27 protein-coding genes are annotated in these 25,174 nt (G+C 72.4%); 23 read left to right on the forward strand and 4 right to left on the reverse strand.

Translation table 11 applies throughout. The features are described from left to right. Positions 1–100 precede the first annotated feature (100 nt). Positions 101–3,160 carry a M10 family metallopeptidase gene (locus tag VF592_RS08255; protein WP_331005140.1) on the forward strand — a complete coding sequence of 1,020 codons (3,060 nt, stop codon included), beginning with the start codon at positions 101–103 and terminating at the stop codon, positions 3,158–3,160. Between the two features lie 100 nt (positions 3,161–3,260). Continuing rightward, positions 3,261–3,842 carry a hypothetical protein gene (locus VF592_RS08260; protein ID WP_331005141.1) on the forward strand — a complete coding sequence of 194 codons (582 nt, stop codon included), beginning with the start codon at positions 3,261–3,263 and terminating at the stop codon, positions 3,840–3,842. Here VF592_RS08260 and VF592_RS08265 read toward each other — a convergent pair. Further along, entirely contained in the window at positions 3,823–4,710 is an 888-nt protein-coding gene (locus VF592_RS08265; RefSeq protein WP_331005142.1) for a DMT family transporter, read from the reverse strand. The two genes, VF592_RS08260 and VF592_RS08265, sit on opposite strands and share 20 nt — an antisense overlap. A gap of 133 nt (positions 4,711–4,843) precedes the next feature. Between VF592_RS08265 and VF592_RS08270 the strand changes: the two genes are divergently transcribed. Genes VF592_RS08270 through VF592_RS08290 form a run of 5 tightly spaced genes read left to right on the forward strand, consistent with a single transcriptional unit; the run spans position 4,844 to position 9,484 of the window. Continuing rightward, positions 4,844–6,076, forward strand: coding sequence for a GNAT family N-acetyltransferase (locus VF592_RS08270; protein WP_331005143.1), 1,233 nt, complete (start codon positions 4,844–4,846; stop codon positions 6,074–6,076). After that, entirely contained in the window at positions 6,073–6,930 is an 858-nt protein-coding gene (locus tag VF592_RS08275; RefSeq protein WP_331005144.1) for a transcriptional regulator, read from the forward strand. Before VF592_RS08270 ends, VF592_RS08275 begins: the two co-directional genes overlap by 4 nt. Positions 6,931–6,940: 10 nt before the next feature. Beyond that, positions 6,941–8,005, forward strand: coding sequence for a GNAT family N-acetyltransferase (locus VF592_RS08280; RefSeq protein ID WP_331005145.1), 1,065 nt, complete (start codon positions 6,941–6,943; stop codon positions 8,003–8,005). Continuing rightward, positions 7,998–8,687, forward strand: coding sequence for a hypothetical protein (locus tag VF592_RS08285; RefSeq protein ID WP_331005146.1), 690 nt, complete (start codon positions 7,998–8,000; stop codon positions 8,685–8,687). Before VF592_RS08280 ends, VF592_RS08285 begins: the two co-directional genes overlap by 8 nt. Continuing rightward, on the forward strand, positions 8,675–9,484 hold the full coding sequence (locus tag VF592_RS08290) for a hydrolase 1, exosortase A system-associated (RefSeq protein ID WP_331005147.1): 810 nt from the start codon (positions 8,675–8,677) through the stop codon (positions 9,482–9,484). The genes VF592_RS08285 and VF592_RS08290 overlap by 13 nt, the downstream gene beginning before the upstream one ends. A 28-nt stretch (positions 9,485–9,512) precedes the next feature. On the opposite strand, the gene VF592_RS08295 is transcribed toward VF592_RS08290, so the two are convergent. From VF592_RS08295 to VF592_RS08305, 3 genes are read right to left on the reverse strand one after another with little or no spacing between them, the layout of a single operon-like run. Next, positions 9,513–11,000 (reverse strand): oligosaccharide flippase family protein, encoded by a 1,488-nt coding sequence (locus VF592_RS08295; protein ID WP_331005148.1) that lies wholly within the window; start codon positions 10,998–11,000, stop codon positions 9,513–9,515. Next, positions 10,997–11,992 (reverse strand): polysaccharide deacetylase family protein, encoded by a 996-nt coding sequence (locus VF592_RS08300; RefSeq protein ID WP_331005149.1) that lies wholly within the window; start codon positions 11,990–11,992, stop codon positions 10,997–10,999. Before VF592_RS08300 ends, VF592_RS08295 begins: the two co-directional genes overlap by 4 nt. Then, entirely contained in the window at positions 11,989–13,704 is a 1,716-nt protein-coding gene (locus tag VF592_RS08305) for an ATP-grasp domain-containing protein (RefSeq protein ID WP_331005150.1), read from the reverse strand. Before VF592_RS08305 ends, VF592_RS08300 begins: the two co-directional genes overlap by 4 nt. A 124-nt stretch (positions 13,705–13,828) precedes the next feature. On the opposite strand from VF592_RS08305, the gene VF592_RS08310 reads away from it, so the two are divergent. From VF592_RS08310 to VF592_RS08385, 16 genes are all read left to right on the forward strand, one after another. After that, positions 13,829–14,830 (forward strand): glycosyltransferase, encoded by a 1,002-nt coding sequence (locus VF592_RS08310; RefSeq protein ID WP_331005151.1) that lies wholly within the window; start codon positions 13,829–13,831, stop codon positions 14,828–14,830. A 61-nt stretch (positions 14,831–14,891) separates the two neighbouring features. Next, entirely contained in the window at positions 14,892–16,550 is a 1,659-nt protein-coding gene (locus VF592_RS08315) for a sulfatase-like hydrolase/transferase (RefSeq protein WP_331005152.1), read from the forward strand. 223 nt (positions 16,551–16,773) lie between these two features. Next, positions 16,774–17,292, forward strand: a complete 519-nt coding sequence (locus VF592_RS08320; RefSeq protein ID WP_331005153.1) for a hypothetical protein — start codon at positions 16,774–16,776, stop codon at positions 17,290–17,292. A gap of 80 nt (positions 17,293–17,372) precedes the next feature. Beyond that, complete coding sequence (locus VF592_RS08325; protein WP_414714179.1) at positions 17,373–18,665, forward strand: DNA-packaging protein; 1,293 nt, start codon at positions 17,373–17,375, stop codon at positions 18,663–18,665. Positions 18,666–18,688: 23 nt separating this feature from the next. Beyond that, complete coding sequence (locus tag VF592_RS08330) at positions 18,689–19,783, forward strand: phage portal protein (RefSeq protein ID WP_331005155.1); 1,095 nt, start codon at positions 18,689–18,691, stop codon at positions 19,781–19,783. Next, positions 19,780–20,085 (forward strand): DUF6127 family protein, encoded by a 306-nt coding sequence (locus VF592_RS08335; protein ID WP_331005156.1) that lies wholly within the window; start codon positions 19,780–19,782, stop codon positions 20,083–20,085. Before VF592_RS08330 ends, VF592_RS08335 begins: the two co-directional genes overlap by 4 nt. A 71-nt stretch (positions 20,086–20,156) precedes the next feature. Further along, complete coding sequence (locus VF592_RS08340) at positions 20,157–20,522, forward strand: HK97 family phage prohead protease (RefSeq protein ID WP_331005157.1); 366 nt, start codon at positions 20,157–20,159, stop codon at positions 20,520–20,522. Between the two features lie 141 nt (positions 20,523–20,663). Beyond that, positions 20,664–21,674, forward strand: a complete 1,011-nt coding sequence (locus VF592_RS08345; RefSeq protein ID WP_331005158.1) for a phage major capsid protein — start codon at positions 20,664–20,666, stop codon at positions 21,672–21,674. Between the two features lie 113 nt (positions 21,675–21,787). After that, positions 21,788–22,333: a head-tail connector protein gene (locus tag VF592_RS08350; RefSeq protein ID WP_331005159.1), complete on the forward strand. Its 546-nt coding sequence runs from the start codon at positions 21,788–21,790 to the stop codon at positions 22,331–22,333. Further along, positions 22,330–22,521 (forward strand): hypothetical protein, encoded by a 192-nt coding sequence (locus tag VF592_RS08355; protein ID WP_331005160.1) that lies wholly within the window; start codon positions 22,330–22,332, stop codon positions 22,519–22,521. The genes VF592_RS08350 and VF592_RS08355 overlap by 4 nt, the downstream gene beginning before the upstream one ends. After that, on the forward strand, positions 22,518–22,916 hold the full coding sequence (gene gp17 / locus VF592_RS08360) for a tail completion protein gp17 (RefSeq protein WP_331005161.1): 399 nt from the start codon (positions 22,518–22,520) through the stop codon (positions 22,914–22,916). Before VF592_RS08355 ends, gp17 begins: the two co-directional genes overlap by 4 nt. After that, positions 22,916–23,323 carry a phage major tail protein, TP901-1 family gene (locus VF592_RS08365; protein ID WP_331005162.1) on the forward strand — a complete coding sequence of 136 codons (408 nt, stop codon included), beginning with the start codon at positions 22,916–22,918 and terminating at the stop codon, positions 23,321–23,323. The genes gp17 and VF592_RS08365 overlap by 1 nt, the downstream gene beginning before the upstream one ends. After that, entirely contained in the window at positions 23,320–23,631 is a 312-nt protein-coding gene (locus VF592_RS08370; protein WP_331005163.1) for a gene transfer agent family protein, read from the forward strand. Before VF592_RS08365 ends, VF592_RS08370 begins: the two co-directional genes overlap by 4 nt. Positions 23,632–23,819: 188 nt before the next feature. Beyond that, positions 23,820–23,969 (forward strand): phage tail assembly chaperone, encoded by a 150-nt coding sequence (locus VF592_RS08375; RefSeq protein ID WP_331005164.1) that lies wholly within the window; start codon positions 23,820–23,822, stop codon positions 23,967–23,969. Then, positions 23,962–24,540 (forward strand): tail tape measure protein, encoded by a 579-nt coding sequence (locus VF592_RS08380; RefSeq protein WP_331005165.1) that lies wholly within the window; start codon positions 23,962–23,964, stop codon positions 24,538–24,540. The genes VF592_RS08375 and VF592_RS08380 overlap by 8 nt, the downstream gene beginning before the upstream one ends. Positions 24,541–24,815: 275 nt before the next feature. Beyond that, positions 24,816–25,174: non-contractile tail sheath protein (locus VF592_RS08385; RefSeq protein ID WP_422663735.1), on the forward strand; the 359-nt coding region annotated here is incomplete at its 3' end.

Raw genomic sequence — 25,174 nt, forward strand, 5'->3', positions numbered from 1 at the left:
GAATCCCGTATAACGGGCCGTTTACCACTTGAGGTGACCGGAAGATCATCGGTATTGTCCGATCAACGGTGGAAATATCGACGAGGGGCGGAGATTTCCTATGCGTTCAGCTGATCTTCCCGCGTCCGCCGCGTTCGAGACGCGAACAAGCGGCACCGTGCCCGCGACCGGCGCGGCCGGAACCCTGGTGAGCGACTATACGGCGCTGCTGTCGGGCGTCACCTTGTCGGGGCTGGTGGGCAAGAGCGCGTTTGTGAGCTTCTCGTTCACCGACGCGGTACCCGCCTATCTGGCGGGGGTCTATACCGACCGGCAACTGGCAACCTTTCTTCCCTATTCGGAAGCCGGCAAGCAGGCGGTACGCCAGGCGATCAAATTATTCTCCGACGCGTCCGGCATCGTCTTCTTCGAGGTGGCGGTCGGGCAGGGGGACATCAATTTCCTGTCGTTCGACATGGCGATCATGCGGCCCGGCGCGGCCGGCTTCGCCTATTATCCGGGCAACGGCTTGGCGAGCGAGGTGGCGAGCGACGTCTTCATCGACCACCGATATGTCGCCGACACGCACATCCTGCTCCACGAGATCGGCCACGCGCTGGGGCTGAAGCATCCCCATGAGGGCGAGGTCCGGCTGACCCCGGAAGCGGATAACTTCGTCAACACGGTGATGAGCTATAATTTCGGGCCGACGCCGGGCATCGTGCTCGGCACGCTCGACCTGGCGGCGATGCAGCATCTGTACGGCGACGCGACGCGCAAGGGATCGCATGTCGGCGCCTGGTCCTGGGACGCGGCGACGATGCGGCTGATGCAGGACGGCACCGCCGCGGCCGACAGCCTGACGGGCGTGGGCGGGGCGAACAACGTCATCCAGGGCCTGGGCGGCGACGACCGGCTGTTCGGCGACGAGGGCGACAGCCTGTTCGGCGGCGCGGGCGACGACGAGTTCCAGCTCCTCCTATCCGGCGCGCTGGCGGGCACGCGGATCGATGGCGGCGAGGGCATCGACCGCGCCACGATCAGCTTCACCGACGCGGTCGGGCGCGTGGCGGCGCTGTCGCAGATCGCCACGGGGGTGGAGGAGCTGTCGGTGACCACCGGCGGCGGGCGTGACGAGCTGACGGACGACGGCGCGTTCCGATCGGTTACGCTGAGCACGGCGGGCGGGAACGACGTGGTGCGCGCGGGCGGGTCGCGCGCGACGCTCTATGCCGGGGCGGGCGACGACGTGCTGTATGCGGGGTCGGGGTTCAGCTTCCTGTTCGGCGGCGCGGGCGCGGATCGGTTCTGGTTCGAGTCGGCGGCGACATCGACCGCGACCGCGACCGACCAGATCGAGGACTATCAGGTGGGGGTCGACGTGATCGACCTGTCGGCCTTCGCGGCGGGCCGGGTGCGGGTCGAGGGCGGGTTCGGGGGCAGTTACGTCACCACGCTCGACGGCCAGTTCCGCTTGTTCGTGCGCCAGGCGGTCGCGCGCGGCGACATCGACGGCGGCGGCGGGCCGCAGACCGGCACCGCGGCGAGCGACGCGCTGACGGGCGACGCGGCGGCCGACAGCCTGCGCGGGCAGGGCGGCGACGACGTGCTGAACGGCGGGCGCGGCGCCGACCTGCTCGACGGGGGCGCGGGCGACGACCGGATCGACGGCGGCGCGGATATGGACACCGCCGTCTTCGGCGGCGCGGCAGCCGACAGCCGCGTGGCGTTCGGCGCGGGCGGCGTCGTGACGGTGGCCGGTCCCGACGGGCGCGACACGCTGATCGGGGTGGAGCAGCTGTTGTTCGGCACGCTGACGCTGTCGCTGGCCGGGGCGGCGCCGGTCGGGGCGATCTATCTGAGCTGGGGCGGACGCGACGCGAACGGGGGCGAGCTGGCCTTTTGGAGCGCGGAGATCGCCGGGGGGCGCACCGATCTGGCGGGGCTGAAGGCGGCGATCCTGGCCGACCCGCTGGGCCAGGCCAACACCGCCGCGACCGTGGGCGGGCTGTACCGCGCCTATCTGGGCCGGGCGGCCGGCGCGGACGAGATCGGCTATTGGGACGCGCAGGTCCGCGCCGGCGTCGACTTCGCCCAACTACGGTCGGCGCTGGTCAACGATCCGTCGGCCCAGGCGTTCACCGCCGCGCGCATCGCGGGACTGTACCTGGATTATCTGGGACGCGCCCCGGCGGTGGGCGAAGTCGCCTTCTGGGCCGGGCAGGTCCGGCTGGGCACCGACTATCAGTCGATCCGCGCGGTGCTGCTGGGCGACGCGGCCGGGCAGGCCAACAGCGCCGCCCGGATCGTCGCCTTGTACGACGAGTATCTGGGCCGGGCCCCGGCGGCGGGGGAGATCGCCTTCTGGTCGGCGCAGGTGACGGCGGGCACCGAATTCGCCGGGGTGCGCGCCGCGCTGCTGGGCGACGCGGCGGGGCAGGCGCACACCGCCGCCACCGTGCGCGACCTTTACCAGGACTATCTGGGCCGCGCCCCGGCGGCGGGGGAGATCGCCTTTTGGTCGGCGCAGGTCGCGGCCGGCACCGATTTCGCGGGGGTGCGGGCGGCGCTGGTCGCCGATCCGGGGTCCGGGGCCGCCGTCGCGGGCGCGATCGGCACGGTGTACCGCGACTATGGCGGGCGCGCGGCGTCGGCGGACGAGCTGGCCTTTTGGGGCGGGCAGGTGCGCGCCGGGGCGACGATCGACGCCGTGCGCGAGGCGGTGCTGGACGACGGGCTGGGGCGCGGGTTCACGACGGCGGCGCTGTCGGGGCTGTATGCCGAGCTGTTCGGGCGCGAGGCGGGAGCGGGCGAACAGGCGGCCTGGCGCGACCTGTTCCGCGACGGGTTCACGCTGGACGCGGCGCGATCGACATTGAGCTTCGACCCCGGCAGCGCGGGGCGGGTGCAGCGGGCGGCGGGCACGGCGGGGGCGGACGTCTTCGCGTTCGGCGCGGCGGGCCGGCACCTGGCGATCACGGATTTCGATCCGCTGGCCGACAAGCTGGACCTGCGCGGCGCGGGCTGGGGCGGGATCGATCCGCTGGACGCGGCCCATGCCCGCCAGATCACCGCGCTAGACGGGCGGACCGACGTGCTGATCGCCTTGGACGCGACCCATGACATCCTGTTGCGCGGGATCACGCTGGCGCAGCTCGGCCGGGAGGATTTCCTGCTCTAGGCGCGAAAAGGCCATCGTTCAGCGAAACCTCACCCTTTGCTCATGCCGGCCGGGGACGAGGCGGATAGGTCGGAGGCTCGACGGGCAAGGGAGCAGGACTGTGACGACAAGGATCGATAACGGCGCGGGCGCAGGAGGATGGAGCCGGTGGCGGGTCGCGGGATGGGGCTTCGCCGCGTTCCTGCTGCTGTTGCCGCTGGTGGCGATGCGGTTCACCGCCGAGGTGAACTGGGACGCGGCCGACTTCGTCGCGATCGGCGCGATGCTGGCGGTGGCGGGCGCGGGGATCGAGCTGGCGGCGCGGATCAGCAGCGACCGATATTACCGCGCGGGTGCGGCGATGGCGGTGGCGACGGGATTCCTGCTGATCTGGGTCAATCTGGCGGTCGGCATGCTGGGCGGCGAGGCCAATCCGGCCAATCTGCTGTTCGCGGGCGTGATCGGGGTCGGGGTCGTCGGCGCGGTCGCCGGGCGGTTCCGGGCGGCGGGGATGGTGCGGGCGATGACGGCCGCTGCGGTGGCGCAGGCGCTGGTGGGCGTGGCCGCGCCGCTGTTCGGGCTGGGCTCGGCGGGCGCGGCGGGCGTCTACGAGGCGGTGCTGGCCACGGTCCCGTTCGGCGGGCTGTGGCTGGGGTCGGCCTGGCTGTTCCGCCGGGCCGCGGTCAGGCCTGTTCGCGGTTGAGGAGGAGGGGGGTGGCGGGCTGGCGGCGGCGGGCGACGACGAGCACGCCGGTGAGCGCCAGCCCCGCCCCCGCGACCGTGCGCGCATCGAGCCGGTCGCCGCTGAGCAGCACCCCGAAGCCGATCATGAACAGGGGCGTCATCAGCGTGAGCGGCGCCAGCAAATTGGCCTCGTAGCGCGCGATCAGGCCGTAATAGGCGGTGTGCGCGAAGACCGACACGACCAGGGCCGCGAACAGCAGCGCCGCGACGAAAGGCCAGCCCGCCGCCGCGGCGCTGGCCCATTGCCCGCGCTCGACGAGCAGCGTGCCGAGCAGCAGCGGCGGGAGCGAGGACAGCCCCACCCAAGCCTGGAAGCCGAGCGGCGCGACCGAATCCATCTGCTTCATGAGCACCGCCCCCAGCGACCCCGCCAGCGCGGCTCCGACGACGAACCACAGCCCGGCGGACAAGGCGACGCCACCCGGACGCCACAGGACGAGCAGCGCCCCCGCCAGCGTCAGCGCGATGCCGAGCGCGCGCCGCCAGCCGATCCGCTCGCCCAGCAGCAATACCGACAGGAGGGTGGTGAAGGGGACGCCGAGCTGGATCACCACCGCCACCGACGAGGGCGAGGCGGTCCGCAGGCCGAGGAACAGCAGGCCGAAATTGCCCGCGCCCATGCACAGCCCGATCAGCGCGATCCGCCAGAGCGGGCGCGGCACCGGGCGCAGCCAGGGCAAGGTCGCCGCGAGCACCACGGCGAAGCGGATCGCGGCGAAGAAGAGCGGGGGCACGCCCCAATCGTCGACCACCACCTTGCTGACGACGTTGCTCAATCCCCAGACGAGACAGATCAGCACGAGCAGGGCGAAGTCGCGGGGGCGCACGGGGGTCCCTTGGCGCGCAGGGGCGGCGCGAGGCAAGCGTGGATCGCCGCGACGCCGTTCCCGGTGTAAGGATTCCTCAACGCGCGGGTCGTACCCGTATCGCCCAGAACGCAGGGAATGTTTTTTCACTGTCATGCAGCACGGGTCGGTCGAAGGGGGAGCGTCCGTCGGGCTTGCGCCGACGCCGGGGGTGCTCGTCCGCGACATCGGCGCGCAATCGCCCCGGACCAGCATCCGTTCGCTGTCGGGCGACCGGACGGGCGACGACCGGGCGTGGGACGGGCTGGGCGCGGCGGCGGCCGAGCCCAATGTGTTCGCCGAGCGCTGGTTCGTCCAGGCGGCCGCCGCCCATCTGCCGCAAGGCGCGGATGCCCGCGCGATCCTGGCCTGGAGCGGCGGAACCGGTGCGCCGCGCCTGATCGGGTCGTTCCCGTTCGTCCTGGCGCCCCGTTACGGGCGGATGCCGCTGCGCCATGTGGCGAGCTGGACGCATCACCACTGCTTCCTGGGCAGCTCGATGGTCCGCGCGGGCCATGAAGCGAGCGCCTGGCGAGCGATCCTGGGCGTGCTGGACGACGCCGCCTGGGCACGCGGCCTGCTGCATGTGACGGGGCTGGTCGAGGGAGGACCCACGCATCGGGGACTGGCGCAGGCGGCGGCGCAGCTGGGCCGCCCGTGCGACATCGTCCACCGGACCGAGCGCGCGCTGCTCCGGAGCGACCTGTCGCCCCAGGCCTATTACGAGGCCACCGTCCGCGCCAAGAAGCGCAAGGAGCTCCGGCGGCTGCGGTCGCGACTGGCCGAGCTGGGCCCGGTCGCGGTCCACAGGCTGGCGCCGGGCGCCGACCTCGGAATCTGGTGCGACCGGTTTCTGTCGCTGGAAGCGTCGGGCTGGAAGGGGCGGTCCGGATCGGCGCTGGCGTCGGAGGCCGGGACGGGCCGCTTCTTCCGCGACGTCGTGGCGGGCGCGCACGCGGCGGGGCGGCTGGAGATGATCCGCCTGGACGTCGATGCCCGGCCGATCGCGATGCTGGTGAACCTGTTCGCCGCGCCGGGTTCCTTCTCGTTCAAGATCGCCTATGACGAGGCGTTCGCGAGATATTCGCCGGGCGTTCTGGTCGCGCTCGAGAATTACGCCGTCCTGGACCGTCCCGACATCGCCTGGACGGACAGCTGCGCGGTCGAGGACCATCCCATGATTAACAGCCTATGGGCCGAGCGCCGACCGGTGGTGCGCGTCAGCGTGCCGATCGCCGGGTGGCGGCGGCGCGGCGTGTTCCGCGTGGCGCGGACCGCCGAGAAGCTCGCCGCGCGCCTGCGATCGCGGTCGCGGCCCATCCCATCTGCGGAAAGGTCGCCCCGATGACGGATCAGATGTTCGATGGGGAGGGGCGAGCCGCGTTCGCGCGCTTTTACCCGGAGACGGCCGGCCCGGTCACGCACCGGCTCGCCGGCCATCCGCTGTTCGAGCTCGACGCGCTGGTGCGGCTGGCGGGCCGGTTGCCGGGCGCTTCCGTCGAGCGGAACCTGGGCGACCTGCCGATCGGGGTCGATCCGGACGCGGTGCGCGCGAATGGGCTGTCGGTGGCCGACACGATCCGCTCCATCGAGGATAACGGGTCGTGGATGGTCCTGAAGTCCGTCGAACAGGACCCGGACTATCGCGCGCTGCTCGACGCGGTGCTCGACGAGATCGAGCCGCTGGTCGTGCCCCGCACCGGGGCGATGCTGAAGCGCGAAGGGTTCATCTTCGTCTCGTCGCCCGACGCGGTGACGCCCTTCCACTTCGACCCCGAGCACAACATCCTGCTGCAGATGCGGGGCACCAAGACGATGACGGTGTTCCCGGCGGGGGACGAGGAGCTGGCCGGGCTGGAACGCCATGAACGGTTCCACATGGGCGGCCACCGCAACCTGCCTTATTCCGACGGCTTCGCCGACCGGGGCGTGGCGCATCGCCTGACGCCGGGACGGGCGATCCACGTGCCCGTCAAGGCACCGCATTGGGTGCGGAACGGCCCGGAGCCCTCCGTCTCCTTTTCGGTGACCTGGCGCTCCGAATGGAGCTTTCGCGAGGCCTATGCGCATGGGTTCAACCACCTGACGCGCCGGGTCGGGATCACGCCCAAGGCGCCGGGTCGCTTTCCCCGGCAGAACCACGCCAAGTCCCTGGCCTATCGCGCGATCAGCAGGGCGAAGCGCGCCCTGGACCCGACCTGACGATCGCGCCATGCCGACGATAGAGAAAAGGTCCCCGGCGCCGGCCGCGTTCGCCGTCGAGTTCGCGCTGTTCGGCGATCTGGACGAAGCCGCGCGGGATGCCGGCGGCGCGCTCGACCGCGCGGCCCAACCGTCGCTGTACGATCGGTTGGACTGGCTGCGCCTGACCAGGGAGCATGTCCTGCCGGCGGCCAGGCTGGTGGCGGCGCGCGCGCGGCTGGGCGACGACGGCGCGTGGCTGTTCCTGCACGACCAGGGTCTGGGGCGGGCCTGCGCCTTCGCCGGCTGGTACACGCTGGCCGTGGCGCCGATATTCACGCCCGGCATGTCCGAGGCGACGCGATCGCGCCTGCTGCGCGCGCTGGCCCATGGTCTGCGCGCGCTCAACCGGATCGACCTGGCGCCGCTGGAGGGCGCGGCCGCGGCGCTGTTGCGCGAAGCCTTTCAGCCGGCGGGCTGGTGGGCCGTCGAGCGGGAGGAGACGGCGAACTGGGTGGCGTCGGTCGAGGGGTGCGGGTTCGACGAATATTGGGCGGAGCGGCCGTCAAGGCTGCGCAACACGGTGCGCCGTCGCCTGAAGACGAGCGACCTGACCACCCGGGTCCTGGACCATTTCGACGAGGCCGCCTGGGCGGCCTATGAGCAGGTGTACGCCAGCAGCTGGAAACCCGCCGAAGGCTCGCCGGCCTTTCTGCGCGCCCTGGCCCGGATCGAGGGGGCGGCGGGAACGCTGCGGCTGGGGCTGGCCTTTCGCGGCGACCGGCCCGTCGCCGGGCAGTTCTGGACGGTCGAGGGCGGCATCGCCGTGATCCACAAGCTGGCATATCTCGAAACCGAGCGCGCCTGCTCGCCGGGGACGCTGCTGAGCCACGCGATGTTCCGGCACGTGATCGAGCGGGATCGGCCGCGGGTGATCGATTACGGCAATGGCGACGAGGGTTACAAGGCCGACTGGATGACCGAGCGGCGGGTGCTCCGGCGCTTGTCGCTGTTCAACACGCGCAAGCTGGGCGGCCTGGCGGAGGCGGCGGGCGCGACCGCGTCGGCGCTGGCCAGGAGCGTTCGCCATGGCTGACGCCGACGGGCTGCGGTTCCGCCATTATCCGGTCGGGGCGGGCGGCGAGTGGATGCTGCTCCACGGCCCCGATGCGGGCACGCGCGTGCTGATCCTGGCACCGCTGCTCAACGAGATGAACCTGATGCGGGCGCTGGCGGTCGACATGGCCCGGCGCCTGGCCGGACGCGGCCATGCTTGCGCGATCCCGGACCTGCCGGGGTGCGGCGAGAGCCTGACCCCGCTTCGCGATGTCGCCTGGGGGGCGTGGCACGACGCGGCGGCGGCGGCGGCGGAGGCGTGGCGGGCCGCGGACGGATCGCCGCCGCATGTCGTGTCGCTGCGCGGCGGCTGCCTGCTCGACGGCGCCTGCGCGGCGGCGAGCCGCTGGCGGTTCGCGCCCGTCGAGGGACGCGCGCTGATACGCCCCCTGGAGCGGGCGCATCGCATCGCCCACCGCGAAGGCGGTGCGCCCGAGGACGAGGACGGCGTCGTCTCGCTGGCGGGCTATGCCTTCGGGCCGGCGTTCCTGGACGCGATGCGCGCCGCCGCGCCGGCCGCAGTCGCCGGCCCGCTGCGCACCCAAGCGGCGGAGCGATCGGGCATGCCGCTCTGGCGGCGGGCCGAGCCGGGCACCGATGCCGACCTTGCCGAGCGGCTTTCCGCCGACATCGCGGACTGGGTATCGTCTTGCGCACGCTGACCTCCTTCCCCTGCGCGGGCGTCGCGCTCGGCGCGACCTACGATCATGGCGAGCGGACGGCCGGGCTGCTGATGGTGACCGGGGGAACCGAGCTGCGCGCGGGGGCGCATAGCGGCATGGCCCGTCTTGCCGCCGTCGTCGCCGGCGCGGGCTTTCCGGTGTTCCGTTTCGACCGTCGCGGCGTGGGCGACAGCGACGGGGTCGATGGGGGATTTCGCGGCAGCGGCCCCGACATCGCCGCCGCCGCCGCGAGGTTCCGCGCGCTGCGTCCCGACCTGCGCGGGCTGGTGGGCTTCGGATTGTGCGACGGGGCGACCGCGCTCGCGCTCGACCACGCGTCCGCCCGCATCGACGCCCTGGCGCTGGCGAACCCCTGGCTGGTCGAGGCCGAGGCCGACCTGCCGCCCCCGGCCGCCGTCGCGCGGCGTTACCGGCAGCGCCTCTGCTCGGTGGACGGATGGCGGCGGGTCCTGACCGGGAAGGTCGACATCGCCAAGCTGCTTCGCGGCGTGCGCAGCCTGACGAGACCGCGCGACGCGCATCTGGCCGCCGCCGTCGCCGCCAGCCTGGAGCGCGGCCGGGCGCCGCTGTCGGTGATCCTGGCCGCCAGGGACGCCACCGCGATCGCTTTCGAGCAGGAATGGAAGCGGCCGTGCTTCGCCCGGGTGCGCGCCCGCCCGGACACCCGGCTGGTCCGCGTCGACAGCTGCTCGCACAGCTTCGCGTCCGGCGGCGACCACCGGCGCCTCGCCGCCTTCTGCATCGACGCGCTCGAGCGCGAGGTCGCCCGCCGCTAGAGCGGCCTGCGACCGGGGTGCGCCACCGTCACCGCCCCGCCGATCGGCCGGCGGGCCCTCGCCGCCGGCCCGCGACGATCCGCCGGACCAGCCCGGCCACCTCGCGCTCCAGGCCGGGCGGGCGACCGGAGCCCAGCCACAGGGCGGCCAGCGCGGCGGCGTAGATCGCCCCGCCCGCCGCGACCTGGACGACCAGGTCGACGAGCGGGGACCCCGTGTCGACGCGCAGCAGCCGCAGCAGCGCGACCGCCATGGCGGTCGCCGCGAGCACGGGACGAAGAAGGTTGGCGGCGAGCCCGACCACGCCCGTCCGCCCGCACGCCGCCAGGGCGACGACGCCGGCGACCATCATGACGGCGCTGACCGCCAAGGCGGCGAGCGCGACGGCTACCGGCTCCCGGAGCAGAAAGGCGGCGGCGCCGACCACGACCACCGACAGCGCCGCGCCGACGATGTTCAGCACGGCCGAGCGGCGGGCCTGACCGGACGCCTGCAGCACCGACGCCGCCATCAGCGAGATCGCCTGGATGCTGGTATAAAGGGCGATGATCCGCATCAGCGGCGCCGCGGGCAGCCATTTGGGTCCCAGCAGGACCGCGATCGTGTCCGGCGCGGTCGCGATCAGCCCCGCGCCCAGCGGCGCCACGATCGCGGCATAGGCGCCGAGCAGGAGCGCGAAGCCGGCCGCGCCCTCCGACCGGCCCTGCGCGAACACGGGAAAGGTCACCCGGTTCAGCGCCGTCGCGATCTCCTGGGTGAAGATGTTGGAAAGGTCCTTGGAGACCGAATAAAGCCCCGTGTCGGTCGGCGAGGCGATGCGGCCCAGCAGGATCCGCTCGATCTGCCCCTGCACCCATTCGGCGAAGGTGCTGATGAACATCCAGAGCGACACGCCCAATATCTCCGAACGGCGCGACAGCCCGAACCGGGGCCGGTAGGGATGGGCGAGATAGGTGCCGGCCGCCCAGAACGCCGATTGCGCCACCATGCCGATGACCAGCGCGCGGTAGTCGCGCAGCAGGCCTGCCGCGACCAGGGTGACGACCAGCGCGGCGACGCGCGCGCCCAGGCGCACCGCCATGTCGCGCCCCAGCGTCATGTCGCGCTCGAAATCGACGATGCCGATATTCGCGACGGCGAGCGCCACCATGCGCAGCGACAGGAAGCACAGGATGCCCGTCACCGCGGGCTGTTCGTAGAAGCGGGCGGCGAGCGGCGCGATCGCGATCATCGCCACGCCCAGCGCCATGAACAGGACGAACTGGATCGTCCAGGCGGTGTCGTAATGCGCGCGGTCGGGATCGGGGATGCGCAGCAGCGCCTGGCGCAGCCCGATCCAGCCGAACAGCTCCACGAACGCCGCCGCCGACATCGCCACCGCCACCACGCCGAAATCGCCGGGGCTCAGCAGCCGCGCGAGCACCACGACCGAGACAAGGCCGATCGCGCGCATCCCCCATTGCATGGACACGGCGAGCACCGCCGACCGGTAAAGGGTGGCGCGGTCGAGCGTCACGCCGGCCCCGCATCGGCCGGGAGCAGGGAGCGGCGGTAGCGGGTGAGCGTGGTGAACTCGCCGCCCAGCTGGTCACGGAAATGGCGGAGCACCCGGTCGATACCGCGGAGGAACGTCGACAGCCCGGCGGCGTCGCGGACATAGGGGGTGTTGCCGACCCCCAGGCTGGGCGAGTGATAGGTCATGGTGAAGAAGCGCCGCCCCGACCCGACCATGGCGTCGAGCAGCCGGCATTGCTCGGCGGCCGGCACACCCTCGGGCGTGAGGCGCGACCGGGCGAGAAGGCCGCTGCGGGCGAGCAGCCCGGGGAGGCGCAGGCGGCGGGCCCCCGGATCGTCGAGCAGACGGTGGAGGCGCGGCCCGGCGCGGTCGAGCCGGCCGAAGAAACCGCTGGTCAGCGGCACCTCCAGCAGCGCGCGGTCGCGGTCGAGCCAGAATGGCTGGTCGGGCGTGCCCCGGTAATCGGGCCCGCCATCGTCGGCGAAGCTGGTCCAGGGCACGTAGCTGCAATCGACCGCGTAGCCGAGCTCGGCGATCACCGCCGCGGTGTGGGGACCGAAGCCGTAGCGGCCCGCCTTGAACACGGTCGGGCGTCCGAACGAGCGGGCGACCGCGTCGGTCAGGCGAGCGATCTTGGCGCGTTCGAGGTCGGGCGGGAGGTTGCATTGATAGGAATTGCGGCGGGTCACCGCCTCGTCGTGCGGCGGCGAGACCCAGGGGTGGAGATGGGCGCCGATCTCGGCGCGACCGCCCCGCTGCAGGTCGCGCAGGAAGTCGACGGCGTGGCGGTCGGTCGCGACCGGATGGTCGACGACATAGGTCGGCACCACGCCCAGCGGATCGAAGATCTCGTGCGCCAGCGCCTGCGCCGGGATGCTGCGCGTCGACCGTTCGCTTCGGGAAAAGGGCTTCGTCCAGTCGAACTCCTCCTCCGTATCGACGACGATAGCGAGCTGGGGGGCGGGCTGCGGGGCGGGGTGGCGACCGGTCACCGCGTCTCTCCACCGGGCGCCAGCGCCAGCACGAGGCGGTCGAGCGCCCGGTCGATGTCGGCATAGACCCGGTCGAACCCCGCCGGCCCGCGGCCATAGGGATCCTCGATCTCGCGCCGCCCGACAAGGTCGGGAAGGCGCAGGAGGTCCACCCCATCGTCCAGGCCGAGTCTGCGCAGTTCATCCACATTGCGGTCGTCGAACACGACCACCGCGGCGGCCCGCCGGGCGGTTTCACCGTCGACGACGCGTGAGCGGTGCCCGGACAGGTCGACGCCGAACCGACGCGCGACCGTCACCGCGTCGCCCGGCGAGCGCCGTCCCTCGACCTCGATGCTGCCGGCCGACAGGATGTCGAGCCGGAGGCCCGCCAGACGGGCCTTATCGCGCAGGCGATGTTCGGCGAAGGGGCTGCGGCAGATATTGCCGTGGCAGAGGATGACGAGTTTCCGATTCCCACCCTCGACATGCCGGCGGAGCCGGCGCAGCGCGGCGCGGCCGCGGACGCGCCGAAGCGCGGGCGGGGTCAGGCGCTTGGCGAACGCCATCGTCATGTGGCGGGCGAGCTGCCCGCGATCGCGGCGAAAGGGCGCCGGGTCGTCGGGCGCGTGGCTGTCGAAGCCGCGACCCGAGACGAGGGCGGGGGCGAGCCGGGCGAAACCGGCGGCGGCGGCGATCAGCTTGGCGGCGGGCGAGCCCCGGCCGGACGCGGCGGTCACGATGCGATTATATTCCCCGCCGAGATCGCGTCTGACGATATCGGGTCGATAGGCGCCGGGGCGGGGCGACGACCGATCTTGGACATGCAACCGGGCGGCGGCGGCCGGAAAATCGGCGCCCGATGCGACCGCCAGCGGCAGGGAGCCCCAGAAGCGGCAATTCACCTCGAGCAGGATGGCGTGGCGGCTGTCCCGGTCGCGGCGGAACTCGAACATCGCCACGCCGTGGAGTCCGGTGGCGCGCGCCATCGCCTCGACATGCTTCATCAGGGCCTGGTCGACGGGTTCGCCCATGCGGACGGAGCTGCCGCCGCTTTCCGACGATTCGGCCAGACGGCGGTGCTGGAACGCCATGACGACCTCGCCCCGGTCGGCGAGCACCGATATCCCGCAGCCCTCGCCGTGGAAGAAGCTTTCCACCAGCCAGCCAGTCGGCCGGCGGAGGTCGCCGAGGAACGTCTGGAGCGTCGCGGCCGTGCGGACGATCCGCACCGTCGACCTGGCGCCGGCCTGGCCGAGAACATAGGAAGAGCGCGGCTTGAGCGCGAGCGGCAGCCCGAAGTCGCGGACGAGGCCGTCGGCGGTATCGCCGTCGTCCAGGGCCTTGCCGCGGGCGACGGACACGCCGAGCGATGCCGCCAGCCCGCGCGTCTCCACCTTGTCGAAGAAGATGGCGACCGCCTCGGCATTGGGCACGGCGAGGCGGGTCGCGAAGGCCTGCGCGTGATGCGCCAGCGGGATCAGCGCGCGGTCGTCGCAGGGGATGATCAGGTCGTAATGCTCCTGCGCGACCAGGGATCGGAGCCGGTCCACCCAGCGCTCGGCCGAGATCGAATAGGCGTCGACCCGGTGGACGCGCCGCAGATAGCGGGAGGACAGGGCCGGGGAGGAGAAGTCGAACGGCGCCGCATCGACAACCCATCCCTGGCGCCCGAGCGAGCGGACGATCGCCAGGAACGAACGGGTATCATCACCGATAACGAGTGCGCGCACGCTAATATGGCCGTTTTCTGGAAGCGCCTGGAAACGGCAAAATGGTTACTCCGACCCGTATATGGGCCATGTAGATCGGACCGGGTATGCATCTCCTTAAGAATCGTACGGTAGGTCGACCCGAGTGACGCGGTTCTCCGTCCTTCTCGCGACCCGCGACCGGCCCGACCTGTTCGACCAGGCGCTCGCCTCCGTCCTGTCCCAAACGCTGTCCCGGACGATCGGGGACGTGGAGGTCGTGGTGGTGGACGATGGCAGCGCGCCGGAGCACCACGACGCCTATGAACGGGCGCTCAAGCCCGCGCGCGACCGGCTCGGGCCCAGGTTCCAGCACCATCGGCTCGTGCGACGGCCCAACGGCCATGGGCAGAGCTATGCGCTGAACGTCGCCGCGGCGCAGGCGACCGGCGAGTATCTGGCGATCCTCGACGACGACGATTTGTGGACCGACGACGGGCATCTCGCGCGCGCGGCGCGCGCGATCGCGCGGGTGCCGGACGCCGATCTGTACATGGCCCATCAGCGGGCCTTTCGCGACGGCGTGCCGGTGGCCGACGCGCTCTGGCTGTGGCAGCTCGCCGGTCGCCTGCGCGCCGGCGATGCCGACGCGGACGGAACGGGGCGGCCGACGCTCGACCAGCTCGTCGCGCTGGACGGTTTCTGCCATCTCAACTGCCTGATCGTGCGCCGCGGCCTTTGGGAAGCGGTCGGCGGCATGGACGAGTCGATCCGCTGGGAATGCGACCGCGACGTCTATCTGCGCCTGGTGGACGCCGCGAACGGGCCCATGCTCCACAATCCGGCGATCGTGTCCCGGCACAATATCCCCGACCCGACCGGAACCGCGAACATGACCACCGCGCTCGGTCCGATCGCGAAGCGGCTTCAGCAGCTTCGCGTGGTGGACAAGGCGATGCTGTTCGCCCGGAACGCGCAGGTGCGCGCCGCGGGCCGCCGGCACCGCAACTGGACGGTCCAGAAGCTGGCGAACGAGCTCGCCCAGGTCGGGAACTACGCGGCGGCCGCCCATTTCGCGCGCGGGGCCGTGCTGGACAGCCTTTCCCCCATGCTGGCGGCGAGGGCGGCGATCTACACGATCAGGGCCGCGACGGCCGGGCGGCCTTAGGATCGGTCGCGCGCGACCGATGCATAGTCGATACAGCGAAGGGCAGGGGTTGAGGGCTGGGGTGAAATTTCCGGTGAAGGAGCTGCTGGTGGCGGCGTCGCTCGCGACGGGCGGCGGCGCCATCGTCGAGCGGATCGCCTCGCTGGGGGCGTCGCCTTCGCTCGTCGTCTATGCGGGCCTGTACGCGGCGCTCGCGCTGAGCCTGGTGCTCGCCGGTCATATCCGGGGGGCGGTGCTCAGGATCGGCTGCGCCCTGGTGCTGGGCGTTTCGGGGTTCGTGTTCGACGCGTCCGAACGTATCATGGGCGATCACCTGAACTACGACGCCTTCATCAACCTCCTGAACTCCATGGGGTTCGCCGACGACGCGGTGGCGCAACATGGCGGCCTGATGCTGGGGGCGCTGGTCGGGCCGGCGCTGCTCTTCGCGGGCATCGCCCTGCCGCCGCGCCGCGTGTCGGACCGGGTCGCGAGGATCGCGCTCGCGGCCCCCGTGCTGGGGGTGCTGGGCCTTGCCGGCATCCTGTTCGCCCGCGGCGGAGAGGGCGAGCGCGGCTTGCCCGGCCCCTTCGTCCCGCTCGCCTTCTCCGCCTTGTACGGGTACGACAGCGCGACGGGCAATGTGGGTCCCCGCCAGGCGGTGACCCTTGTCCCCGCCGCGGTTCCGCCTGCACGCGACGTCGTCCTGATCGTCGATGAAAGCGTGCTCGCGACCTATCTCGACATCAACCGGCCGAGCGGCGTCAGGTCGGGCCTGAAGGACGCGCGGCCGGGCGTGACCGTGGTGAATTACGGCGTGGCGGCGGCCATCACGAACTGCAGCGTCGGGAGCAATGTCGACCTGCGCTTCGGCGGGACGAGGGACGCGTATCGCCGGATCAACGCGACCATGCCGTCGATCTGGGCCTATGCCCGCAAGGCCGGGTTCCGGACGGTCTATATCGATGGTCAGCGGACGGGCGGCCAGCTTCAGAACCTGATGACCGCCGACGAGGTGCGCGAGATCGACATGCTGGTCCAGTTCGACCGGGTGGCGGTGCGGGACCGCGACATGGCGGTGGCCGACCGGCTGGCCGCGCTGCTGAACGACGGCGTGGCGCAGTTCATCTTCGTCAACAAGATCGGCGCGCATTTCCCGGTGCACGACAAATATCCCGATCGGCTGATGCGGTATCGCCCGGCCCTTCCCCGGGGGCGTTTCCGGAACGTGGGCGACACGGGCAGCCGCGCCGGGTTCGGCGGCGCGGCCGGGGAGTGGACGCTTTACCGCAATTCATACCGGAACACGCTCCTGTGGAATGTGGGCGCGTTCTTCGACCGGCTGCTGTCCCGCGCGGACGCGTCCCGCGCGACGATGATCTATACCTCCGATCACGGGCAGGATCTGCACGAGCGCGGGCGCCGGGGGGTCAATACGCATTGCAACGTTGCACCGAGGCCCGAAGAAGGCATGGTGCCGCTGGTCGTGATCGAGGGCGCCGGCCTGCGGACGCTGGACTGGTCCCGGCACCATGCGGGCAATGTCGACCGGGTGAGCCATTACGGGGTGTTTCCCACGCTGCTGGCGCTCATGGGCTATGATCCCGGGGCGGTGGGGCCGCTATACGGGCCGTCGCTGGCCGATCGGTCGACCGATCCCGGCACGTTCAACACGACGTTCAACGCGCGCCTGGGCCGCGAGCCGATCTGGGCCGGCATAAGGCAGCCCCCGGCCCGATGAGGGAGGGCCGTCCGCCCGTGCGCCGGGCGTGATTTCCGGCTTGACAGCGTCACGCTGTTTGAGTACATAACGGGAACGCTGAAGAATTGCGAGTCGGGGCGCGGCACGGGTTCGGGGCGGGATCGACGCGGGGCGATCGGGGAATATCGAAAAGGCCGGAAACGCGGGCGGGGTGCCAGGCCCCGGCCGCGTTTCCGGCCTTTTCGCGTTGGGGAGGGCGGTGATGGACGGGATCGGGGCGGATGGGGTCGGGGCCGGATCGGTGGTCGCCGACGAGGTGGTGGGCGCGGCCAGTCGCGCGCTGCAGCGGCGGGCGAAATGCGGATCGCGGCTGACCGACGCGAAGCGGGCGGCGTTCCTGGACGAGCTGGCGCGGAGCTGCAACGTCCGGCGGTCGGCGGGGGCGGCGGGTGTGACCGAGGGGACCTTCTACCGCCTGCGGCACCGCGACGCCGAGTTCGGGGCGGCCTGGGAAGCGGCGATGGCGACGGGCTATGCGCGGCTGGAGGCCGAGCTGATGGCCGAAGCGCTGCGGGAGACCGATGCCGGGGACGGGCGCGAGCCGATCGACCGCGACCTGGCGCTCCGGCTGCTGGGGCGGCGCGACGGCGCGGCGCGCGCGGCGAACCGGGGTGGGTACGGACGGTCGACCCGCACCAAGCATGTGCCGATGGCCGAGGTGGAGGCGGCGCTGATGCGCCAGCTCGTCCTGCTCGCCAGGCGCGTCAAGGCCGGCGCGTGACGGCGGCCAGGCGGGCCCGGCGTCCGCGTGCGCGAAAGAAGGTCCAGCCGGCCGTGCCGACGCCGGGTGCGCTGGTGCTGATGGTGGAGCTGGCGGGCTATTCGCCGGTATTCTGGCCCGCGGTGATCAAGCGGCTGGGCGAACCGGTGCTGCGCACGCTGGTGGAGAGCTGGGTGGTGTGGGCGCTGCCGGGGCAGACCGTCTCGGTCGAGCAGGGCGACTGGCGCATCTGGCTGATCCGGGCGGGGCGCGGTTTCGGCAAGACGCGGGCGGGGGCGGAGTGGATCAGCCAGGTCGCGCGCGACACCCCCAATGCGCGGATCGCGCTGGTCGGGGCGACGACGGGCGAGGCGCGGCGGGTGATGGTGGAGGGCGAAAGCGGGCTGCTGTCCTGCCAGCAGCATGGCGAGGTCTGGCGGTGGAAGCGCGGCGAGGGCGTATTGGTGTTCGAATCGGGCGCGGAGGCGCATATCTATTCGGCGGAGGCGCCCGAAAGCCTGCGCGGATCGCAGCATCATGCCGCCTGGTGCGACGAGATCGCCAAATGGCGGTACGGCGAGGCGGCATGGGACAATCTGATGCTGGGGCTGAGGTTGGGCGACCATCCGCGCGCGGTGGTGACGACGACCCCCCGGCCCAACAAGCTGATGCGCAAGGTGATGACCGATCCGCGCACCGTCGAGACGACCGGGCGGACGCGCGACAATCCCTATCTGCCCCATTCCTTCGTCGAGGCGATGGAGGATAGTTACGGGGGCACGGTCAAGGGCCGGCAGGAGCTGGACGGCGAGCTGATCGAGGACGCCGAGGGCGCGCTCTGGTCGCGCGCGCTCCTCGAGCGGTGCCGGGTCGACGCCCATCCCGAACTGGCGCGCGTGGTGGTGGGCGTCGACCCGCCCGCGAGCGCCGGGGGCGACGCCTGCGGGATCGTGTGCGTGGGACTGGGCCGGGACGACCGCGGATATGTGCTGGAGGATGCGAGCGTGGCCGGGCTGACGCCGGAAGGCTGGGCCGACCGGGTCGCCGCCTGCGCCGAACGCTGGGGCGCGGACCGGGTGGTGGCGGAGAAGAACCAGGGTGGCGAGATGGTCATGAGCGTGCTGCGCGCCGCCGACAAGGCGCTGCCCGTCAAGCTGGTCCATGCCAGCCGCGGCAAGGTGGCGCGCGCCGAGCCGGTGATGACGCTCTACGAATCCGGACGGGTGTCCCATGCGGGACGCTTTCCGGCGCTGGAGGACGAATTGTGCGGCCTGCGGGTCGGCGGCGGCTATGAGGGGCCGGGGCGGTCGCCCGACCGGGCGGACGCGTGCGTATGGGCGCTGACGGCGCTGCTGGGCGGCCGGCGCGCGGTGGCGGGGATCAGGACGCTTTAGCGCAGGCATTCGGGAGAATGGGTATGAAATGGTTCGGTCGCAAGGCCGGGCGCGACGAGTCGCGTCCGGTGCTGGGGCGTGGGTCGGGCGTGGCCCTGGGGGAGTGGCCGCGCACATATGAGGCGCAGGTGCGCGAGGGTTATTGCCTGAACGCGGTGGCGCAGCGGGCGGTGAAGCTGGTGGCGGAGGGCGTGGCGTCGGCGCCGGTGGAAGCGTCCGAGCCGGCGCTGGCGGCGCTGGTCGGGGCGCGGCAGGCGGGACGGCCGCTGCTGGAGGGGGTGGCGGCGCAGTTGCTGCTCCACGGCAACGCCTATCTGGCGGTGCTGCGCGACGCGGAAGGGGGCGTGGACGAGCTGTTCGCGCTGCGCCCCGAGCGGGTGCGGGTCGAGCTGGACGCGAGCGGGTGGCCGGCGGCGTATCGCTATCAGGTGGGTAGCCAAGTCACGCGCTTTTCGGCCGATCCGGTCAGGCCCGAGCTGATCCATCTGAAGAGCTTCAACCCGGTCGACGACCATTATGGGCTGGGATGCCTGCCCGCCGCGGCGGGGGCGGTGGCGATCCACGACGCGGCCGCGCGCTGGCACAAGGCGCTGCTGGACAATGCCGCGCGGCCGTCGGGCGCGCTGGTGTTCGATCCCGGCGACGGATCGGTGCTGTCGCCCGAGCAATGGGCGCGGTTGAAGGAGGAGATGGAGGGCGCGTTCCAGGGCGCGGCCAATGCCGGGCGGCCGATGCTGCTGGAAGGCGGGCTGAAATGGCAAGCGCTGTCCTTGTCGCCGGCCGACATGGATTTCGTGGGCACCAAGGCGGCGGCGGCGCGCGAGATCGCGCTGGCCTTCGGCGTGCCGCCGATGCTGCTCGGCCTGCCGGGCGACGCGACCTATGCCAATTACCGCGAGGCGAACCGCGCCTTGTGGCGCCTGAGCATCCTGCCGCTGGCGGGGGCGGTGCTGGCGGGGATCGCGGAGGGCCTGCGCGGGTGGTGGGCGGATGCGTCGTTGGTCGTCGATCTGGACCGGGTGCCCGCGCTGGCGGAGGAGCGGGCGATGCTGTGGAAATCGGTGACGGCGGCCGACTGGCTGTCCGACGACGAGAAGCGCGAGTTGGTGCGGCCATGAGCGCGGACAATGTGCTGGCGCAACTGCTGGGCCAGGCGGCTGCGCGCGGGGTTGATCCGGCCACGCTGCGCGCGATCGTCGAGGAGGCGGGCGAGGTGGCGGCGACGCGGGCGCTGACGCGGCTGGGGCTGGCGGACGCGTCGGCGGGGCGGGACCTGGCGGAGCTGCGCGAGCTGCTGGGGGCGTGGCGGGCGGCGAAGAAGTCGGCCTGGCAGGCGCTGTGGGGCTGGGTCGTCAGGGTGGCGTCGACGGTGGTGCTGGCGGGGATCGCGGTGCGGTGGGGCGGGGAGTGGGTGAAGTGAGGGGTGGTTCGGTTGTAGGGCGCATCCCGTCCACCCACCCCCGGCCCTTCCCTGGAATCCAGGGAGGGGAGGTGTCGTTCGCGGGCTACGCGGCGGTGTTCGATCGGGTGGACCGGGTGGGGGACGTGATCCGGCGGGGGGCGTTCGGGGCGGTGGCGCCGGTGCCGTTGCTGTGGGGGCATGGCGGAAACCCTGTCGGCAGGATCGATGCCGTCGCGGAGGACGAGCGGGGCCTGCACGTCGCGGGATCGGTCGGCGGCGCGCTGGCGGCGCTGGTGCGGTCGGGGGCGGTGGCAGGGTTGTCGGTGGGATACCGCGCGCTCCGGGCGCGACAGGGGGTGTGGCGCGAGCTGCTGGCGGTCGAGTTGGTGGAGGTGAGCCTGGTCGAGGTGCCGATGCAGCCGCTCGCGCGGGTGGCGTGGGTGGGGGACGGGTAGGCGGCGTGGCGGAGGGGCAAAAGGGCGGGAGTCCTCCCCCTCCACCGCTGCGCGGTCCCCCTTCCCCTGGCGGGGGAGGAGAATTCTGACGGGCGCGGGCTTCGGCTTAGCGCCTTTTTTCGTTTCTGGAGGAGAGTGGATATGAGCGATCTGGTGATGGCGCGGCCGGTGCTGGAAGGTGCGCGCGAGGGGACGACCGGCGGGGCGGCGTTCGCCGGGTTCGTCCGGGCGGGGACGACCGTGGAGATGAAGGCGTTCACCGGGGTGACGGGGGACGCGGGCGGCTTCGCGGTGCCGCGCGAGATCGACGCGGCGATCGACGCCGTGCTGAAGGCGGCGTCGCCGATCCGGTCGATCGCCAATGTGGTGAAGGTCGGGACCGCCGGCTATCGCAAGCTGGTGACGACGGGGGGCACGCCGTCGGGCTGGGCGAGCGAGACGGGGCCGCGGCCCGAGACGGCGACGCCGGTGTTCACCGAGATCGCGCCGCCCATGGGGGAACTCTACGCCAATCCGTCGGCGAGCCAGGCGATGCTCGACGATGCGGCGTTCGATGTCGAGCAGTGGCTGGCGGGCGAGATCGCGGCCGAATTCGCCAAGGCAGAGGGCGCGGCGTTCGTCGGCGGCACGGGGGTCAACCGGCCCAAGGGGTTCCTGACCTATCCGGTCGCCCCCACGGGCGACGCGGCGCGGGCGTTCGGGACGCTGCAATATCTGGCGAGCGGGGCGGCGGCCGATTTCGGGAGCAATCCGCAGGAAAGGCTGATCGACCTGGTCCAGTCGCTGCGGGCGCCGTACCGCCAGGGGGCGTGTTTCGTGATGAACGCGGCGACGCTGGCGCGCATCCGCAAGTTCAAGACGTCGGACGGCGCGTTCGTCTGGTCGCCGAGCCTGGCGGCGGGACAGCCCGCGACCCTGCTGGGTTATCCGGTGGTCGAGGCGGAGGACATGCCCGATGTCGCGGCGAACACGCTGCCGATCGCGTTCGGCAATTTCCGCGCGGGCTATCTGGTGGCGGAGCGGACCGAGACCGCGATCCTGCGCGATCCTTATTCGAACAAGCCGTTCGTAGGGTTCTACGCGACCAAGCGGGTCGGGGGCGCGGTGGTCAATTCGGAGGCCATAAAACTCATGAAGGTGGCGACCGCCTGAGGCGATGAGCGACGGGTGGGTGCCGGCGTGGTCGCGTCCACCCACCCCCAGCCCCTCCCTGTCCAGGGAGGGGAGCAGGTTGGGAGAGCCGGGATGATAATGGGGAGCGGAGCGTGAGCGCGCCCGTGCCGCAGGGGGCGGTGGACGGGGCGGTGGGGGCGGCGCGGGAGTATCTGCGGATCGCGGGCGGGCAGGAGGATGCGATGCTCGGCGCGCTGGCGCGGGCGGCGTTCGCGCTGGGGGAACAGTTCACGGGCGCGAGCCTCGTCGAACGCGCGTTCGAGGATGTCGTCGCGGCGTCGGGGGCGTGGACGCCGCTGCTGCGCGAACCCGTGACGGCGGTCGAGGGGATGACGGGGTTGCCGGTGGCGGGGGCGCCGTTCGTGCTGCCGGCCGGGGCCTATGCGGTCGAGGTCGACGCGGGCGGGCGGGGCCGGGTGCGGGTGACCGCGCCGGGCGCGGCGGCGCGGGTGGCGGTGAGTTACCGCGCGGGGCTGGCGGCGGACTGGGAGGGGCTGCCCGCCGGGATCGCGCATGGGGTGGTGATGCTGATCGCGCATCTGTTCGACGCACGGGGGCGCGACACGGCGCCGCCGGCCGCGGTGAGCGCGCTATGGCGGCCCTATCGGCGGATGAAGCTGGCGGGGGTGAAGTCGTGAGCGCGGTCGAGCGGGCGGCGGCGCGGGCCGTGGAGACGCGCGCGGCGGCGCTGGCGGCGGTGCTGGGCGCGGTGCCGGGGGTGAGCGTGGAACGCGACGGGGGCGAGCTGGTGCTGAGCGGGCGGAGGTTGCGGGCGCGGATCGTGGGGGAGCGGGTACTCCGCGACCCCGGGTCGGTGTTCCGATGAGTGCGCGCGCGGTGCTGGCGGCGGCGGTCGTGGCGACGCTCCGGGAGCATCCGGCGCTGGCCGGGGTGGCGGTGTTCGACGCGCCGCCGGTGCGCGGCACGCTGCCCCATCTGGTCGTCGAAGAGGCGGTGCTGGGCGACTGGGGAACCAAGAGCTGGGCGGGGCACGAGGCGCGCTTGGCGGTGGTGATCTGGGATGCGGGCGAGCGGCCGGTGCGGTTGCGCGGGCTGCTGGGCGACGTGGAGGCGGCGGTGACGGCGCTGCCGGTCGTGCTGGGCGAGGGCTGGCGGATCGCCGACACGCGCGTGGTGCGGAGCCGGGTGGCGCGGAGCGGGGCGGAGCGCTGGGTGGGAAGCGTCGAGATTGTGGTGCGGATGTGGCGGGAGGATTCGTGATGGCGGTCGAGAAGGGTAGCGCGTTCCTGTTGAAGGTGGGGGACGGGGCGGCGACGCCCGGCTTTTCCACGGTGGCGGGGATGCGGACCACGCAGATGTCGGTCAACGGCGAGGCGGTGGTGGTGACGAGCAAGGATTCGGGCGGCTGGCGGCAATTGCTGTCGGGCGCGGGGGTCCGGTCGGTGTCGGTGTCCGCCGCGGGGGTGTTCACCGGGTCGGCGGCGGAGGCGCGGGTCAAGGGCAACGCGCTGTCGGGGGCGATCGACGATTACCGCCTGACCTTCGAGGGGGGCGAGGTGATGACGGGGCGCTTCCTGGTCACGCGGCTCGATTATTCCGGCGATTTCAACGGGGAGCGGGCTTACGCGGTGAGCCTGGAGAGCTCGGGCGCGGTGGTGGCGTCGTGACCGCCGCGAACGGGGCGCGCGGCGAGGCCGCGCTGCGGGTGAACGGGTGCGCGCTGGTGCTGCGGCCCAGTTTCGGGGCGCTGGTGGCGGCGGAAGGGGAGCTGGGGCCGCTTTTCGCGCTGGTGGAGCGGGCGGCGGACGGGAAGCTGGGGCTGGGCGAGCTGGTCGCCTTGTTCTGGCATTGCCTGGCCGACCCGCCCGAGGGGTTGACGCGCGAGGCGCTGGGCGAGGCGATCGCGGCGGCGGGGCTGGCGGCGGCGACGCCGGTGCTGCGCGTGCTGCTGCGGCAGATATTGGCGGGGCGGTGAGGGCGCCGATGCCTCACCCCTCCCTGGACAGGGAGGGGCAGGGGGTGGGTGGACGGAATGCGCTCGGCCGGGAGAGCGCCGGAAGCGTATTCGGCGACGTTTTCACGTCCACCCACCCCCGACCCCTCCCTTTCCAGGGAGGGGAGTTTGTCGAGTCCGCCACGCGCCTGGCGGGGTTTTCGGGGGCGGTGCTGGGCTGGTCGCCCGACGCCTTCTGGCGGGCGACGCCGGCGGAACTGGCGGCGGTCGTCCTGGCGCTGGCGGGTGGGGACGACGCGGCGCTTCCGCCCGAGGCGGGGGTGATGGCCGCGCTCAAGGAAAGGTATCCCGATGGATGAGGAGATCGACCGGCTGGTGATCCGCGTGCGCGCGGACACGGCCGCGTTCGGGCGCGACGTGCAGGCGATGCGCGGGGCGCTGGACGGACCGCTGGAGGCGGGGGCGGAGCGCGCCGGGCGCGCGGTGGAGGGGGCGCTGGGCCGCGCGATCCGGACGGGCAGGCTGGGGTTCGAGGACCTGAAGCGGGTCGCGCTGTCGACGCTGGCCGAGATCGCGGCGGCGAGCGTGCGCGACGGGCTGGGCGCGTTGCTGGGCGGCGGGAGCGGCGGCGCCGGCGGAGGGCTGGCGGCGCTGTTCGGGAGCCTGGTCGCGGGCGCGGGCGGCGGGGCGCCGGGGCGATCGACGGGCGGGCCGGTGTCGCCGGGGCGGGCTTACGTCGTCGGCGAGCGGGGGCCGGAGCTGTTCGTGCCGTCGGCGAGCGGGCGCGTGGTGGCGAACGGCGGCGGCGGGTCGCGCGAGGTGCGGGTGGCGATCACGGTCAATGCGGGGTCGGTGGGGGCGCCCGAGGCGCTGACGCGCTCGGGGCGGCAGGTGGCGCGAGCGGTGCGGGCGGCTTTGCGGGAAGAGTGAAGACTGGTTCTCGAAGGCGAAGAAGGCAGGGTGGTTCTCGCGAAGCCGCGAAGACGCGAAGAAGGTAGTTCACGCGGAGGCGCGGAGGCGCGGAGGGGGTGTGTTCGGCGGATGCGGCGATCCTCGTCGCGCTGGCGGCAGGCTTGCGCGAGCACCGATCCTGTCAAAGCCGCTGGCGCGGCGGGCTTTGTCGGCCGGCGTTCCTTTCTTCTCCGCGCCTCCGCGCCTTCGCGTGAACCGATCCGAAGCCTTCCCCACGAACAGGAGGACGAGCGATGGCCTATTGGCTCGCGACCGAACGGACGGTGCAGCGCGCGGATGTGATCTCGCGGTTCGATCCGCGGTTCTGGACGGTGAATTTTCCCCGGCCGATGATGGCGGCGGCGACGACGCCCGCGCCCGACGCGCTGCGGGTCGATCTGGCATTTTATCGCCGGGACGATCTGGCGGGGCTGATCTGGGAGGCGGAGGACCGGTGGGACCATCCGCTGCTCGCCTATGAGACCGCGCGCGACTTCCGCCAGTGCCGGCTGTCGTTCCGCTGGCGCTCGGGCGGGGTCGTGCCGCTCGACGCGGTCGACGGCGCGGTGCTCACGATCGAGGGTCGGGAGGCGGACGGCGAGGCGTTCACCGC

The organism is Sphingomonas sp. (genome assembly GCF_036388435.1).
Taxonomy (GTDB): Bacteria; Pseudomonadota; Alphaproteobacteria; order Sphingomonadales; family Sphingomonadaceae; genus Sphingomonas.